Source organism: Nocardiopsis camelliae (assembly GCF_028993595.1).
Classification (GTDB): domain Bacteria; phylum Actinomycetota; class Actinomycetes; order Streptosporangiales; family Streptosporangiaceae; genus Nocardiopsis; species Nocardiopsis dassonvillei.
Genome location: NZ_CP118614.1, coordinates 1,922,881 through 1,938,026, shown reverse-complemented (window position 1 = coordinate 1,938,026; position 15,146 = coordinate 1,922,881). Strand labels below are relative to the sequence as shown.

Below are 15,146 nucleotides of genomic sequence, written 5' to 3'. Positions count from 1 at the left end.
CGCACCCGCCCCGAGAGAGGGTCCATGCGCCCGCACCGAACCCTCACCGCACGAGGCGTCTGCATGCTCATCCTCGGCCTGACCGCCCTGGTGGCCGGCCTGGTCGTGGGACAGCGCGAGGTCGTGGGCCTGGGCGTGCTGCTCACCGTGCTCCCGCCGCTGTCGGCGCTGACCGTCCTGGGAGCCGCCTCCCGCGTCGTGCACAGCCGCACCCTGTCCCCCGTGCGCATCCCGGCCGGACACAACGCCCGGGTGGAACTGCGGGTGGGCAACTCCTCGCGGACCTGGCCGGTGGCCGCGCTGTCGGTGCGGGACACGCTGCCCGTGCCGCTGGGCGGCGAACCCCGCTACACGGTGGGCTACCTGCGCCCGCGCGCCGTGCGCGACGTCGCCTACCTGGTCCGCCCGGCCGTACGCGGGGACTACCCGGTGGGCCCGCTGTGGATCGGCGTGACCGACCCGCTGGGATGCGTGCGGGTCAGCCGCGACGTGGGCGGACCCTCGCGCCTGCTCGTGACCCCCGTGACCGTCCCGCTGCCCGCGCTGGGCACCGCGAACGGCTCCAAGGGCGAGGACTCGCCGCGGCGTTCGATGAGCGGCGCCGGGGAGCAGGACCCCGTCCCCCGCGAGTACCGGTACGGCGACGACCTGCGCAAGGTGCACTGGCGGTCCACCGCCAAGCACGGTGAGCTGATGGTGCGCCGGGACGAGCAGCACTCGCGGGAGAGCAGCGCGGTCCTGCTGGACATGCGGCTCGGGGCGCACGGGCATCCGGGTCCCGCCGGGTCCCTGGAGACCGCCGTGAGCGCCGCCGCCTCGGTGGCGGTGCACCTGATCGACGGCGGCCACGAACTGCGCCTGCACACCGAGCGGGGCCGGGTCGGGACCACGAGCGCGTCGGGCGTGCTGGACGGCCTGGCCGTCGCCGAGCCCTCCGACACCCCCGGGCTGCTCGGCGGGATCGGCATGCTGGCCGAAGCCCGCGGGACGACCGGCCTGGTCGTGGCGGTGCTGGGCGCGGTGGACCCCGAGGAGGCCGCCGCCCTGGCCCGCACGGGCGGCCGCGGCACGCGCGTCGCCGTGCTGTGCGCGCACGCCGCCTGGCCCGGCCCCGACACCCTGCGCGGGGTCCACGACGTGCTGACCGGGGCCGGATGGCGCGTCGTCGTGCTGGGCTCCACCGCCGAACTGCCCGACCTGTGGCGCCGCGCCTGCGCGCCCGCTCCCGCCGCCGGGCCGCACATCCCTCGGAAGGTTGCGCGTTGAGAGCACTGATGCCCCTGGCCACCCTGGTCTGCCTGCTGATGGCGCTGCCGCTGCTGGGCGGCCTCGTACGGGGTGAGGCCTGGTGGGTTCCGGCCCTCGTGATGGCGGCGGCGGTGGGCGGCGTGTCCGCGCTGTACCGCCTCAGCGGCTGGAGCTCCTTCCCGGTGCCGTTCCTCCAGGTGCTGGCGGCGGCACTGCTGATGGCGCCGCTGTTCGCCGGACACGTCGCGCCCCTGGGGCTGCTGCCCTCCGGTGACGTGGCGGCGCACCTGCTGCGGCTGTTCGACGAGGGCCTGGAGACGATCGACACCAGCACGCCCCCGGTCTCCTCCACCGCCGGGGTCATGCTGATCATCGCGCTGGTGTTCGTGCTGTTCGCGATCGTCGCGGACCTCCTCGCGGTGACCGCGCGCTGCCCCGGGATGGTCGGCGCCCTGGTGGCCGTGCTGATGGCGGTCCCGCTGATCGTGGACGGCGCCGGGTTGGGCTGGCTCCCCGCGACCAGCAGCGCGGTCGGCTTCCTGCTGCTGCTCGCGGTGGACGTGTGGGTGCGCGGCCGCGAGTGGGGCGTGCGCGTCCCCGACGGCCACGACTCCTCGGCCCGCGTGCTGAGCGCGGTGGGCAGGGCGACGACGGTGGCGCTGGCCTCGGCCGCCGCGGTGCTCCTGGCGCTGGCGGTGCCGCTCGCGGTGCCGTCGCTGCGCACCGACGTGCTCCACACGATGGCCGACGGCACCTACATCGGCACCGGCGGAGGCCGCATCACCACCACGCACCCGCTGGTCTCGCTGCGGCGTGAGCTGGCCTCCTCCTCCGACCGCACGGTGCTGACCTACCGGACCGACGCCGAGCGGCCCGACTACCTGCGCACGTACGTGCTGGACGAGTTCGACGGCGCGAACTGGACGATGACGCCGGTCAGCGCCTCGGGCGACACCGTCGTCGACGGGGAGCTGCCGCTGCCCACCGGGTGGGGCTCGGAGCCCTCCGGCGACGCGGTGACCACGCGGATCTCGATGGACTCGGACGCGCCCGGGATCGACTTCCTGCCGCTGCCGTACTGGGCGCGGACGGTGGACGTGCCCGGCGAGTGGTACGCCGACCCGGCGAGCCACGTGGTGTTCACGACCGAGAGCGCGCCCACGGGGCTGAACTTCACCGTGGAGACCCTGGACCGGGAGCCCTCCGCCGAGGAGCTGGCCGACAGCGGCGGCCCGCGATCGCTGCCGGGCGACTTCCGCGGCCTGCCCGGCGGCCTGGACCCGCGGGTGCGGGAGCTGGCCGAGGACCTGACCGAGGACGCGCAGAGCCCCTACGAGCGCGCGGTGGCGCTCCAGGACCACTTCGCGGGGGGCGCGTTCACCTACGACCTGTCCCCGCCCGCAGTGCCCGACGGGGCCGACCCGCTCGCCTACTTCCTGTTCGAGGACCGGGTGGGCTACTGCGAGCAGTTCGCCGGGGCGATGGCGGTCATGGCCCGGCAGGTGGACATCCCGGCACGGGTGGCGGTGGGCTACACCGCGGGCGAGCAGCAGGGCGACGGCCGCTGGGCGGTGTCCGTGGGCGACGCCCACGCCTGGCCGGAGCTGTACTTCGAGGGCGCGGGCTGGGTGCGGTTCGAGCCGACCCCCTCCTCCGCCGGGGGGCAGGGCTCGGCGTCGGTGCCCGAGTACTCCCGGGGCGGGCAGGAGGGCGTCGACAACCCGGACGGGACCGCGGAGGAGCCGCTGGAGCCCTCGCCCGAGGAGCCGGACGTTCCGCGGGACGAGGCCACTGAGGAGGCCGAGGAGCCCAGCGAGGCCCCTGAGGAGGAGCCCGGGGACGAGCCCTCCCCATCGGTGGCCGCCCCGGGCGACGACACGCGGGACGGCCCGGACCTGTCGTGGCTGCCCGTGGCGGGCGCCGCCGCGGGCGCGCTGATGCTGTTGGCCCTGCCCGCGCTGGTGCGAGCCCTGACGCGCTGGTCCCGGACGGCGTCGCTGACCGGCGGCGCGGGAACGTCGGGCGCGCACACCGCGTGGCGGGAGCTGCGGGACACCTGTCTGGACCTGGGCGGTACGTGGTCGCTGGCGGAGAGCCCGCGCGCCACGGCCGAACGCCTGGCCGCTTCCGGTCCGGCGCCCCGGACCGACGCGGCCCCGGTGGGGCTGATGTCGGGGGCGGCCCCGGGGCCGGTGGCGCCGGAGGCCGCGGCGGCGCTGCGGCGGCTGGCCCTGGCCGAGGAGGAGGCGCGCTACGCGCCCTCGCCCCGGGTCCCGGAAGGGTTGCGCGAGGATCTGCGGACGGCCCTGGCGGGGCTGACCGGGGTGGTCGGCGCGGCGTCGCGCGTCCGCGCGGTGCTGCTGCCCCGGTCGCTGGCCCCGTGGCACCGTCCGGGCCGTGCGGCCGACCCCGAGCCCGTGACGTCCTAGCGGGGCGGCCGGGGCCCGCGCACGCGATCCCGGTTCCCGGCTCGCTCCGTTCCGTGTGCGGACCCCGCGTGCGGGATGCTCGCCCGTACCGACGGGTCCGGGCGCCGGTACACCCGGTGGCGCGGCCCCGTGTCCGGTCTACGGGTCAGAGTCCCTCTCCTGCGGAGTCGGCGCTCCGGACCGGGACACCGTTCCGGGGCTGTCCGCGTCGGCGACGAACCCAACCGGTACGCCCCGGGCTCCTACGCTCCCCACCCGGAAAACGTGGTGGGGCCCCCCCCCCCGGGGGGGGGGCCCCCCCGGGGGGGGGGGGGGGCGGTTCTGGGGCCCCGACCGGCGGAGCACGGCCGGGCGCGACCGCCGAGGGTGTGGGACCGGAGTCCTACTCCTCACCCTCCTGGCGACGGCGCCAGCGCTCCTCGAAACGGTTCATCATGCCGGGGCGGCTGCCGCCACGGCGCTTCTGCTTGGGCTCGGCCGCCACGGCGCCCTGGTCGGCGCCGCCGCTCCCGGAGGCCTTGCGCCAGGCGTTGGCGCCCCACAGGAAGCACAGCAGCATGACGAGGAAACCGAGGACGCTGATGGCGACCTGGGCGACTGTGGACTGGAGCATCAACCCCGTCATCAGCAGCACGATACCGACGACGAAACCGAGTCCGGCCTTGATGATCCAGCGCTTGTAATGGACCGCGGGGTTCGTTTGCCGAACGGTGTTCGCGAACTTCGGGTCCTCGGCATACAGCGCCCGCTCGATCTGGTCGAGCATGCGCTGCTCGTGTTCAGAGAGCGGCACGGCGCCTCCCTACGGCAGTCCCCGGTTGGGGTGACGGGTACTGAAGAACAGTCTCTTGGTCAGTGGTATGCCCAGAATACGATGAGCTAGCGCCCGGTGGAAAGAAAAGCTGCGTGCGTACCTGACCACCAGGGGCCACGATACCCTCGCCCTGTATCGGAAACACCGGCTTCCATGCCTCTCTTCTTACCCTCATTCCGGTCCTACCCTGGGGAACGCTCCGAGGGCCCCGGAAGTTGCCGCATCATACGTCGTTTTCGTCACGCTTGGCCAACACGGCCGACTGTATCGCGCCCGGCCCGAAACGTGCCGTTACGCGATCCATAACCCGTTCAACATCCCTCCAACCCGATTCCTCCTCTCCCAGTGCCAACTGGCGGTGCACCTGTTCCACCGGGACGACCCCCTCCACCCGCACCCCCACCAGGCGCAGCGGCACCCCCCTCAACCCGGAGGCGGTGTACAGCTCGCGGGCGACGGCGCTGATCTCGCGGGCCACGTCGGTGCCCTCGGCCAGGGTCCGCGACCGGGTGATGGTGGAGAAGTCGCCGCGGCGCAGCTTCACGCTCACCGTGCGCCCCGCCTGCCCCGACGCCCTCAGGCGGCGCCCGACCTTCTCGGCCAGCCTCAGCAGCTCGCGGTCCACCACCCCGGGGTCGGCCACGTCCTCGTCGAAGGTCTCCTCCGAGCCGATGCTCTTGTCCGGGGACTCGGGCACGACCGGGCTGGTGTCCACCCCCCGCGACAGCTCGGCCAGGCGGGTCCCGGCCTTGTCGCCCAGCTCCATGCGCAGCAGGTCCGGCTCGTAGCGGGCCAGCTGGCCGACCGTGCGCACGCCCAGCCGGGCCAGGGTCTGCTCGGTCCGGTCCCCCACCCCGGGCAGCGCACCGACCGGCAGCGGGTCCAGGAAGCCGCGCACGTGGGCGGTGGGCACCAGGAGCAGGCCGTCGGGCTTGCAGTGCGTGGAACCGAGCTTGGCGGTGAAGCGGGTGGCGGCCACACCCACGGAGCAGGTCAGGCGCTGTTCCCGGCGCACCCGCTCGCGGATCATCGCGGCGATGCGCACCGGTCCGCCCAGGCGGCGGCGCGAGCCGGACACGTCCAGGAAGGCCTCGTCCAGGGAGAGCGGCTGCACCAGCGGCGTCACCGAGCGCAGGATGTCCATGACGGCCTCCGACGCCTGGCGGTAGGCGGGGCCGTCGGGCGGGAAGACCAGGGCGTCCGGGCACAGGCGCAGGGCCCGCGCCATGGGCATGGCCGAGTGGACGCCGTGCGCGCGGGCGAGGTAGTCGGCGGAGGAGACCACGCTGCGCGGGCCGGTACCGCCCACGATGACCGGGCGTCCGCGCGCCTCGGGGTGGCGCAGCTGCTCGACGCTCGCGAAGAAGGCGTCCATGTCCAGGTGCAGGATGTGGCAGTCGCCGTCCGGTCCGGAGCCGTCCGCGGGAAAGTCCGCGTCCAGCGCCGCGATGCCCTCCGGGGAGACCATGCCCCGCATCGCGGCGCCGCGTTCCAGTTGGCGTCGGCTCATACAGCCAGGTTATGCCGTGCCGGGGACGCTCCGGCCCCGGCACCGGGGTTCAGGAGCGGTGCGCGACGACGTGCAGTTGGGTGGCGATGCCGATCAGCTCGGGGTGCTCGGCGGCGGCCCTCTCCAGCTCCACCAGGTGCTGCCCGGCGTGGGCGTCGCCCTCCCAGGCGTGCCCGGGCACGAGGTCGGCGAACGCGCGGACCCCGCGGACGCTCTCCCCGGACAGTCCGGCCCGGCCGATCAGCTCCAGGACCTGCTGGCGGGTGAAGCGGCGCGGCATCGGGTCGCCCTCGCCCCAGCGTCCGTCGGGGTCGCCGAGCAGGTGGTGGGCCTCGGTGATGTGTCCGGCCAGCGCGCGGTGCAGGGCTCCGGCGACCGCGTTGGTGACCAGCAGGCTCACCGCGCCGCCCTCGCGGGTGATGCCGACCACGTCGTGCAGCGCCGCGGCGGGGTCGTCCACGTACTCCAGCACGTTGTGCACCAGGACGAGGTCGGCGCTGGCCGACGCGAACAGGGCGGCCAGGTCGCGGGTCTCCCCCTGGACCCCGCGCACGGACACCCCCCGCTCCGCTGCGCGCCGCTCCAGGGCCGCGAGCGAGTCGGGGCTGGGCTCGACCACGGTCACCCGGTGGCCGAGTTCGGCCAGGGGGACGGCGGCGCCGCCGGTGCCCCCGCCCGCGTCGACGATCTCCAGGGGCCCGTCCCCGAGCCGGTCCAGCAGTCCGACGAGGGCGTCCCACACGACCGCGGTCCGGGCCGCGTTGGCGGCCCGCCCCGGGCCGGTCGCCCCGCTCGCGCCGAGGCCGCCGCCCGCGGCCACGCTGGTCCTGTCAGTCACCTGCGTTCCCTCAATCCACGTTGCCGCGACGGTCCCCCGCGCGCCGGTGCCGGTCGCGCCCTAGAGCGAGAGCGTCGGCTTGTTCTCCATCAGCCTGGACAGGAGTCCGCTGACGAAGTTGGGGGACTCGTCGGTGGACAGCTCCTTGGCCACGCCGACCGCCTCGGCGATCGCCACACCGTCCGGGATCTCCTCGGCCCACAGCAGTTCGTAGGCGCCCATCCGCAGGATGTTGCGGTCCACGACCGGCATGCGCTCCAGGGTCCAGCCGATGGCGTAGGTGTCCAGGAGCTCGTCGATGCGCTCGCGCCGCTCGTCGACCGAGCGGGCCAGGCTCTCGGTGAAGTCGTTGATCGGCGGTTCGGGCTGGGCCCGCCGGCGCCGGATGACGTCCTCCACCGATGTGGCGCGCACCTCGGCCTCGTAGAGGACCTCGACCGCGCGCCGCCGTGCCTTGCGCCGTGCTCCGCTCATCAGTTGACTCGCCCGAGGTAGTCACCCGTGCGGGTGTCGACCTTGACGCGCTCGCCTTCGCTGATGAACAGGGGCACCTGGATGGTGGCGCCGGTCTGGACGGTGGCGGGCTTGGTGCCGCCGGTGGAGCGGTCGCCCTGCACGCCCGGGTCGGTCTGGGTGATCTCCAGCTCGACGGCGGGGGGCAGCTCGATGTAGAGGGGGTTGCCCTCGTTGGTGGCCACGGTGGCCTTGGTGTTCTCCAGCAGGAAGTCCTTGCCGCCGCCGACGACGGCCTCCGGGACCGGGATCTGGTCGTAGGTGCTGGTGTCCATGAAGATGAAGGCCTCGCCGTCGTGGTAGAGGTACTCCATCTCGCGGCGGTCGACGTTGGCGAACTCGACCTTGGACCCGGCGTTGAAGGTCTTGTCGACGATCTTGCCCGTGAGGACGTTCTTCAGCTTGGTACGGACGAACGCGCCGCCCTTGCCCGGCTTGACGTGCTGGAACTCCAGGACGTTCCAGAGGACGCCGCCGTCGAGCCGCAGGGTCGTGCCGTTCTTGATGTCGTTCGTCGTGGCCACTTCGGTCGTCTCTCCAAGGGGTTTGACACGTCGGGGACCGGCCCCCTCGGGGGCCCGGTCTGTGTTCGGTGGGGCCGGGCACGGGCACCTCGGGGAGCTTCCCCGGGCACGCCGGTGCGCACGTCGCCTGTGTGCAGTCTAGTGGCTTCGCGGAACCTGGGTGCCGCCCGTGACCGCGCGGTACGCCTCGTCCAGCAGTTCGGGTGCGGGGCCGCTGAGGATGGCGGGCCGCGCCAGACCGTCCAGGACGACGAAGCGCAGGGTGGCCCCGCGGGCCTTCTTGTCCACGCTCATGGCGGCGCGCAGTTCGGGCCAGGCCTCGGGGGCGTAGGAGACGGGCAGGCCGACCGAGGAGAGCAGCGAGCGGTGGCGCCGGACCAGGTCGTCGCCCACGCGGCCGTCCAGGCGGGCGAGTTCGGCGGCGTAGACCATGCCGATGGAGACCGCGTAGCCGTGCCGGAAGGTGTAGTTCTCGGCGCGCTCGATGGCGTGGCCCAGGGTGTGGCCGTAGTTGAGGATCTCGCGGCGGCCGCTCTCGCGCAGGTCGCCGGAGACGACGTCGGCCTTGACCCGGATGGCGCGCTCGATGAGCTCCCGGGTGTGCCTGCCCTCGGGTTCGGCCGCGCCCTCGGGGTCGTCCTCGACCAGGTCGCAGATGACGGGGTCGTCGATGAACCCGGCCTTGACGATCTCGGCGAGGCCGCCGATGTAGTCGGCCCGGGGCAGGCTCGGCAGGGTGGCGAGGTCGCACAGGACCCCGGCCGGGGGGTGGAAGGAGCCGACGAGGTTCTTGCCCTCGGGGGTGTTGATGCCGGTCTTGCCGCCGACGGCGGCGTCGACCATGCCGAGCAGGGTGGTGGGCACCAGGACCGAGCGCACGCCGCGCAGCCAGGTGGCGGCGACGAACCCGGCCAGGTCGGTGGCGGCTCCCCCGCCCACGCCGACGACGGCGTCGCTGCGGGTGAAGCCCCGCTGCCCGAGCCGGGACCACAGGTCGGCGGCGACGGCGGCGGTCTTGGCGGCCTCGCCGTCCGGGACGGGCATGGAGTGCGCCCGGTAACCGGCGGCCTCCAGCGCGCCGACCACGGGGCGGGCGATCCCGTCCAGGCCCCGGGGGTGGATGACGGCCACCTGGGCGGCGTCGCCGACCAGGGAGGGGAGTTCGGAGAGGACCCCGCTGCCGACCACCACGTCGTAGCGGCCGGCGGAGTCGCCCACACCGATCCGGGTCACGGTCACTGCTGAGCCTTTCCGGAGTCCTGTCCGGCCAGCGAGGGCAGGATGGCGTCGACGATCTCTTCGGGGTGGTAGCCGGTCGTCTCGACGGTGACGCTGGCCAGGCGCTCGTAGACGGGCAGGCGCTCGTTGAGCAGCTGGCGCAGCCGGGTGCGGGGGTTGCCCGCGAGCAGGGGGCGGGCCACGTCCATGCCCACGCGCTTGGCGGCCTCGCCAAACTCCACCTGGAGGTAGACCACGTGGTGCTCGGCCAGGTCTCGCTGGGTGTCCTCGTCCAGGACCGCGCCGCCGCCGACGGCGATCACGCCCTCCCAGGCGCGCAGCCCCTCGGCGACGACCTCGCGCTCCAGGGCGCGGAAGCGCTCCTCGCCGTCCTCGACGAAGATGTCGCCGATGGGCTTGCCCGCGCGCTTCTCGACCTCGGTGTCGGTGCACAACAGGTCGGCGCCCAGGCGCCCGGCCAGGGCCTCGCCGACGGTGGACTTGCCCGACCCGGGCGAACCGATGAGCACCGCGATCGCTTTTGCCACGCTCTTCCCATCTGGAGAATCCGGGGCACCGCGCACTGAGAAGCGCTGTCCCCGGCCTTGGTCTTGCCGTCCCCCCACCTTAGCTTCGCGGGGGGAACGCGAACCATCGGCGGGGACGCGGACCGTCCCCGCGCCTGTGGACAACCGTTGCGGCAAGGGGACGCCAGGGGCGGTTCCCAGTCCGCTTCCGTCCCGTCCGTGAACGGGACGGAAGCCCGCCGAGGCCGGGACCGAAGGTCAGCGGATGGTCAGCGCGTCCAGGTAACCCCTGAGGTTGCGCGCGGTCTCGGCGACCGAGTCGCCGCCGAACTTCTCGACGGCGGCCTCGGCGAGCACCAGGGCGACCATCGCCTCGGCGACCACACCGGCGGCCGGGACGGCGGTGACGTCGCTGCGCTGGTGGTTGGCCTGCGCGGGCTCACCGGTCTCGACGTCGATGGTGTCCAGCGCCCGGGGGACCGTCGCGATGGGCTTCATGGCCGCGCGCACGCGCAGCGGGTCGCCGGTGGTCATACCGCCCTCGACGCCTCCGGCGCGGTTGGTGCGGCGGCGCACGCCGTCCGGACCGGGTTCGATCTCGTCGTGGGCGGCCGAACCGCGGCGGGCGGCGGTGCGGAAGCCGTCGCCGACCTCCACGCCCTTGATGGCCTGGATGCCCATGAGCGCACCGGCCAGGCGCGCGTCCAGGCGCCGGTCCCAGTGCACGTGGCTGCCCAGGCCGGGCGGCAGGCCGTAGGCCAGCACCTCGACCACGCCGCCGAGGGTGTCACCGGACTTCTTGGTGTCGTCGACCTCCTCGACCATGCGGGCGCTGGTCTGGGCGTCGAAGCAGCGCAGCGGGTCGGCGTCGATCGCGGCCAGGTCCTCCGGACGCGGCTCCGGGGCGTCCTCGGGCACCGCCACGGGTCCCATGGACACCACGTGGCTCAGGATCTCCACGCCCAGGGCCTGGCGGCAGAACTGGCGCGCCACCTCGCCGATAGCGACGCGGGCGGCGGTCTCGCGGGCGCTGGCGCGCTCCAGGATCGGCCGCGACTCCCCGTGGCCGTACTTCTGCATGCCGACCAGGTCGGCGTGGCCGGGGCGGGGCCGGGTGAGCGGCGCGTTGCGCGCCACGCTCTCCAGCTCCTCGGCGGGCACCGGATCGGGGGACATCACCTTCTCCCACTTGGGCCACTCGGTGTTCCCGACCTCGATCGCGACCGGACCCCCCTGGGTGCGGCCGTGACGGATGCCCCCGATCACGGAGACCTGGTCCTTCTCGAACTTCATCCGGGCACCCCGTCCGTACCCGGCGCGACGGCGGAGCAGCGCGGCGGCGATGTCGTCCGAGGTGACGGACACACCGGCCGGGAGGCCCTCAAGAATCGCGACGAGTGCGGGTCCGTGGGACTCCCCCGCGGTCAGCCAACGCAACATGTGCACGATCCTTTCACGGATCGCCGTGCGGTGGCACCGCGGGTTCAGGGTTGTGGAAAGAGCGCGCCCCCCGCCAGGACGGTGGCCAGCGCGGCGGCGAGCATGAAGGGGCCGAGCGGGAAGGGGTCCCTGCGGGTGAGCCGCCGCAGAGCCATGAGCACGATCCCCACCAGGGAGAAGGCCGCGAAGGCCCAGAACACGGCGACCAGCGCGCCGAGGGTCCCCGCCGCCCACCCCGCGTACAGCGCGGTGAGTCCGGAGAGCTTGACGTCGCCGAAGCCCAGCCCCGCGCTGTGCACCCGCCACAGCAGCCAGTACAGCACCGTGACCAGGACCATGCTGACGAGCGCCCCGACGGCCCGGTCGGTGTCGGGTCCCTCGGGGGGCAGCAGGACGGCCAGCCCGATCAGGACCGCGGCGACGGGGTAGGCGGGGAAGACGACGGCGTCGGGCAGGCGCATGACCCGCAGGTCGATGACGGCCAGCGGCACGCCGACGGCGGTCAGCCAGAGCACGGCCAGCACGCCGAACGGGCACCAGTCGGGTTGGAGGGTGGCCCACAGGCCGACGCAGCCGAAGAGGGCGGCGGTCACGACGACGACCGCGGGGTGGGACCGGACGACCTGCTCGCAGTGGGGGCAGGCCCCCCGTCTTCGGAACGTCCGGGCCTCCACCGCCGGGAACCAGCGCAGGAAGCGCAGCTCGGCCCGGCAGTGGGGGCAGCGGGGCGGCGGCGGGCCCTCGTCGTCCTCCTCAGGCGGGAGGCGGCGCTCGCCGTGCACGTCCTCCCCCGTGTCGGGGACCGCGGTGGCGTCGTCGCGCGCGGGTTGGACGTGCCGGTCGGCGGAGGGCGTGAGCGAACCGCGGGAGGCGGGTGCGGGCGGCGGGCCGGCGGGGCCGAAGAGGTGGACAAGGCGGCCGTTGACCTGGCCCACCACCACTCCGAGCAGGGCGAGGAGGACGGCGACGGACGCCGTCCACAGGTGCGGGTGGAGGAGGAGTGTCGAGGGGGTGGGCATGATGGGAAGCTACCCTTCCGGGGCCCGCGGCGACACCGCCCGGTCCGGCCTGTGGACAACTCCCCGTCCGCGAACGCCGTGGCACCGCACGCCCGCACGGGGCGTGCACGGGGCCAAGGCGCGGAGCGGTCCGGAGCCGCGGGGCCCGCGGCCCGGCCGGAGGCGACCGGGACGGGGTCAGTCCCGGTCGGCGGTCCCGGGCACGCTCGGGGGCGCGTCGCCGCGCCGGGCGCGCACGACGGCGCTCAGTTCGATGCCCCCGGGCAGCACGTGGCGCAGTTCGGCGGTGAGCCGCTCGGCCACGCGCCGCAGGACCTCGTCGTCGCGCTCCTCGAGTTCGAGGCGGATGCCGATCTCGCCGCGCTCGGAGGGGTGGATGCGGACGCGCTCGATGCCGAACTCGCCCTTGGTGACCTGGTAGACGAGTCCGAGGACCTGCGGGTCGTCCTTGGGCTCGGGTACGGCGCCGGTCTCGGCGATCATGCCGAGGAAGGGGCCCTGCACGGTGTAGGGCACGGGACCGGCCACGTCGAGCACCAGCGCGTCCGCCTCCTCCTCCAGGGCCGCCTGGCAGGCGTCCCTGACGGTGAAGGGCACCGGGCGCGCGTCCGGGCGCCAGCGGCGGACCGCGTCCACGGAGGTGAAGGCGAGCATGCCGCGCCGCCCGTCCCTGCCGGTCATGATCGGGACGGCGACCTCGCTGTTCTTGTCCTTGGTGAGCCCGCCGACGCCCTCCTCGGTCTCGGTGGCCACGGCGACCACGGGGATGAGCACGCGGGTTCCGCTGAGCGCGGCCAGCACCTGGCGGTCGCCCGTGGCGCCCGTCGCGTGTTCGCGCAGGCGTGCCTCGACCTCGGGATCGACGCTGCCGTCGTCGTCGCGGAAGTTCTGGGCGCCGATGATGGATGGTCTGCTCACGTGCACCGACTCTACCGGTGGGGCGCGGGGCCCGTGGCGGGCACGCCCGAAGCGGCTCGGGCGGGGCGACGCGCGCCCGGGTCCGGTCCGTCTTCGGCGGATTCGGACACACGAAACGGTCGGGCCCGCGGGCGGGGCGGGCGCGGCCCTCACCCCCGCCGGGCGGTTCCGCCCTCCTCCAGCGCGCCGATGATCGAGCCGAGCTGGGCGACCTGCTCCTCGCTGAGGCGGTCGAAGATCAGCGAGCGCACGCGCTCGGCGTGTCCGGGCGCGGCCTGGTCCAGGAGGAGGGAGCCCTTCTCGCTGAGCACGGCCCACAGCCCGCGGCGGTCGTCGTCGCAGTGCTCCCGGTGCACGTAGCCGCCGCGTTCGAGCCGTGCGACCTGGTGGGAGAGCCTGCTCTTGGACACGATGACGCTGTCGGCCAGCACCCGCATGCGCATGCGCCGCCCCTCGGCCTCGGACAGGTGCACGAGGATGCCGTACTCGATGAGGGAGAGCCCGGTACGGGCGCGCAGGTCCTTCTCCAGCTCGTCGTAGACCCAGGCGTTCATCCTGAGGAAACCACGCCAGACGTGCTGTTCTCCGACGTCAAGCCATCCGGCGTTGTTCATGCGGCCCATCGTAGCGGCGTGTCCGAAACCCCCGCCCCGCCACACCGTCGGGCCCCGGGTCGGCCCGTGGTGGGCTGTGGTGGGAGAACGCCTTGCACGAGGGCCTCGCATTGCCTAAACTCCTCTTCCGAGGAAGATTCTTCTAAGAAGCCTTGTTACACCTCAGCGAATGGGCCCGACCCCCGGGTCCGCCGACCCGACAGGGAGACACCATGGCAGCGCAGGAACTCCAGGCCGGAACCTGGAAGATCGACACCGCCCACAGCGTCGTCGGCTTCTCCGTACGACACATGATGGTCAGCAAGGTCCGCGGGCGCTTCGAGAAGTTCGACGCCACGCTGACGGTGCCCGAGGACCCCACCCAGGCGTCCGTCGAGGCCACCATCGACGCCAGCTCGATCAACACCGACAACGGCGACCGCGACAACCACATCCGCTCCGCCGACTTCTTCAACGTCGAGGAGCACCCGGAGTTCACCTTCCGCTCCACCGGCGCCGTCGCCAAGGGCGAGGACTTCGTCCTGCAGGGCGAGCTGACCATCAAGGGCAACACCCGCCCCGTCGAGATCGCGCTGGAGTTCAACGGCTCCACCATCGACCCCTACGGTCTCAACCGCGCCGGCTTCACCGGCTCCACGCAGATCAGCCGCAAGGAGTTCGGCGTGGACATCGAGATGCCGATGGACGGCGGCGGCGTGGTCGTCGGCGACAAGATCACCATCGACATCGACGCCGAGTTCACCCGCCAGGCCTGAGCGCGTCCGTGACGGCCGGGCGGACTCCGGGCCGTACGGGACAGGGGAACACGCGGGGCGGGACGGTCTCCCGGAAGTTTTGACGACACACCGTCATCACCTTCGGGGCCGCTCGGATATCGTCAGCGGGGGGAGGGCGCACAGCCCTCCCCCCGCTCGTGTCACGCGTGCGCGCCACCCGCCGACCAGGAGGTCCCGTGTCCCCGTCCAACCCCTTCTCCCCCGAGGTCGTCTCCGCCGTCACCGCCCACATGAACGGCGACCACCCCGAGGACACCCTGCTCATCTGCCGCGCGCTGGGCGGCCGACCCGAGGCCACCGCCGCGCGCATGACGGGCCTGGACGGCGACGGCGGCGACTACGCGGTCACCGTGGACGGAACCGAGCACGCCGTGCGCGTGCCGTGGGCGCGGCCCCTCACCGAGCGCGCCCAGATCCGCGCCGAGGTCGTGCGCATGTACCAGGAGGCCTGCGACAGGCTCGGCGTGACCCCGCGCGGGCAGCACTGAGGCACACGAGGCGTACAGGACGCGGACACGTGTGAGGGCAGCACGCGGCGGCCGGGAGGGGTGGCCCCCCTGTATCCAGCAAAGCCCACCGGCGCCCGTTCCCGCCAGCCCCGGCCCGCGCCTGTGGACGACCTCCGGGGAACGTCCGGACGAAGCTCGACCGCCTCCCTCCGTCCCACTCCCGGTTTCGGTGGAACTTCACGGAGCCGTGAGGAGTCAAACGGGATGGAGGGAACGACGGGGGACACGGGTCCGGTGCCGCGAACGCCA

The 15,146-nt window shown here is 73.7% G+C and carries 15 protein-coding genes; 4 read left to right on the top strand and 11 right to left on the bottom strand.

What is annotated here, in order from left to right; translation table 11 throughout:
• Positions 1 to 24: 24 nt before the first annotated feature.
• Together PV789_RS08580 and PV789_RS08575 are read left to right on the top strand one after the other, a co-directional pair.
• Positions 25 to 1,266, top strand: coding sequence for a DUF58 domain-containing protein (locus PV789_RS08580; protein ID WP_274976907.1), 1,242 nt, complete (start codon positions 25 to 27; stop codon positions 1,264 to 1,266).
• Between the two features lie 8 nt (positions 1,267 to 1,274).
• Entirely contained in the window at positions 1,275 to 3,677 is a 2,403-nt protein-coding gene (locus PV789_RS08575; protein ID WP_274978093.1) for a transglutaminase TgpA family protein, read from the top strand.
• Positions 3,678 to 4,059: 382 nt separating this feature from the next.
• On the opposite strand, the gene PV789_RS08570 is transcribed toward PV789_RS08575, so the two are convergent.
• The 11 genes from PV789_RS08570 to PV789_RS08520 all read right to left on the bottom strand — a co-directional run bounded on the left by PV789_RS08570 (position 4,060) and on the right by PV789_RS08520 (position 13,621).
• Entirely contained in the window at positions 4,060 to 4,470 is a 411-nt protein-coding gene (locus PV789_RS08570; RefSeq protein WP_212640832.1) for an SCO2097 family morphological protein, read from the bottom strand.
• Between the two features lie 244 nt (positions 4,471 to 4,714).
• Positions 4,715 to 5,968, bottom strand: a complete 1,254-nt coding sequence (gene dinB, locus PV789_RS08565) for a DNA polymerase IV (RefSeq protein WP_274978092.1) — start codon at positions 5,966 to 5,968, stop codon at positions 4,715 to 4,717.
• A gap of 82 nt (positions 5,969 to 6,050) precedes the next feature.
• On the bottom strand, positions 6,051 to 6,839 hold the full coding sequence (locus PV789_RS08560) for a methyltransferase domain-containing protein (RefSeq protein WP_174547821.1): 789 nt from the start codon (positions 6,837 to 6,839) through the stop codon (positions 6,051 to 6,053).
• A gap of 60 nt (positions 6,840 to 6,899) precedes the next feature.
• The gene (nusB, locus tag PV789_RS08555) at positions 6,900 to 7,313 is read right to left on the bottom strand and encodes a transcription antitermination factor NusB (RefSeq protein WP_212640834.1); all 414 of its coding nucleotides are present in this window, start codon (positions 7,311 to 7,313) and stop codon (positions 6,900 to 6,902) included.
• Complete coding sequence (gene efp, locus PV789_RS08550; protein ID WP_274976906.1) at positions 7,313 to 7,876, bottom strand: elongation factor P; 564 nt, start codon at positions 7,874 to 7,876, stop codon at positions 7,313 to 7,315. The genes nusB and efp overlap by 1 nt, the downstream gene beginning before the upstream one ends.
• A gap of 138 nt (positions 7,877 to 8,014) precedes the next feature.
• Entirely contained in the window at positions 8,015 to 9,115 is a 1,101-nt protein-coding gene (aroB, locus tag PV789_RS08545) for a 3-dehydroquinate synthase (protein ID WP_274976905.1), read from the bottom strand.
• Entirely contained in the window at positions 9,112 to 9,624 is a 513-nt protein-coding gene (locus PV789_RS08540; RefSeq protein ID WP_212644538.1) for a shikimate kinase, read from the bottom strand. The genes aroB and PV789_RS08540 overlap by 4 nt, the downstream gene beginning before the upstream one ends.
• Positions 9,625 to 9,879: 255 nt before the next feature.
• Positions 9,880 to 11,061 carry a chorismate synthase gene (gene aroC / locus PV789_RS08535; RefSeq protein ID WP_248774172.1) on the bottom strand — a complete coding sequence of 394 codons (1,182 nt, stop codon included), beginning with the start codon at positions 11,059 to 11,061 and terminating at the stop codon, positions 9,880 to 9,882.
• A gap of 44 nt (positions 11,062 to 11,105) precedes the next feature.
• Positions 11,106 to 12,080: a prepilin peptidase gene (locus PV789_RS08530; protein WP_274976904.1), complete on the bottom strand. Its 975-nt coding sequence runs from the start codon at positions 12,078 to 12,080 to the stop codon at positions 11,106 to 11,108.
• Positions 12,081 to 12,257: 177 nt separating this feature from the next.
• Positions 12,258 to 12,998, bottom strand: a complete 741-nt coding sequence (locus tag PV789_RS08525; protein ID WP_274976903.1) for an SseB family protein — start codon at positions 12,996 to 12,998, stop codon at positions 12,258 to 12,260.
• Positions 12,999 to 13,147: 149 nt separating this feature from the next.
• Positions 13,148 to 13,621 (bottom strand): MarR family winged helix-turn-helix transcriptional regulator, encoded by a 474-nt coding sequence (locus PV789_RS08520; RefSeq protein ID WP_475467997.1) that lies wholly within the window; start codon positions 13,619 to 13,621, stop codon positions 13,148 to 13,150.
• A gap of 203 nt (positions 13,622 to 13,824) precedes the next feature.
• Between PV789_RS08520 and PV789_RS08515 the strand changes: the two genes are divergently transcribed.
• Together PV789_RS08515 and PV789_RS08510 are read left to right on the top strand one after the other, a co-directional pair.
• The gene (locus tag PV789_RS08515; protein WP_274976901.1) at positions 13,825 to 14,367 is read left to right on the top strand and encodes a YceI family protein; all 543 of its coding nucleotides are present in this window, start codon (positions 13,825 to 13,827) and stop codon (positions 14,365 to 14,367) included.
• Between the two features lie 197 nt (positions 14,368 to 14,564).
• Positions 14,565 to 14,876 (top strand): DUF2470 domain-containing protein, encoded by a 312-nt coding sequence (locus PV789_RS08510; protein WP_274976900.1) that lies wholly within the window; start codon positions 14,565 to 14,567, stop codon positions 14,874 to 14,876.
• Positions 14,877 to 15,146 lie beyond the last annotated feature (270 nt).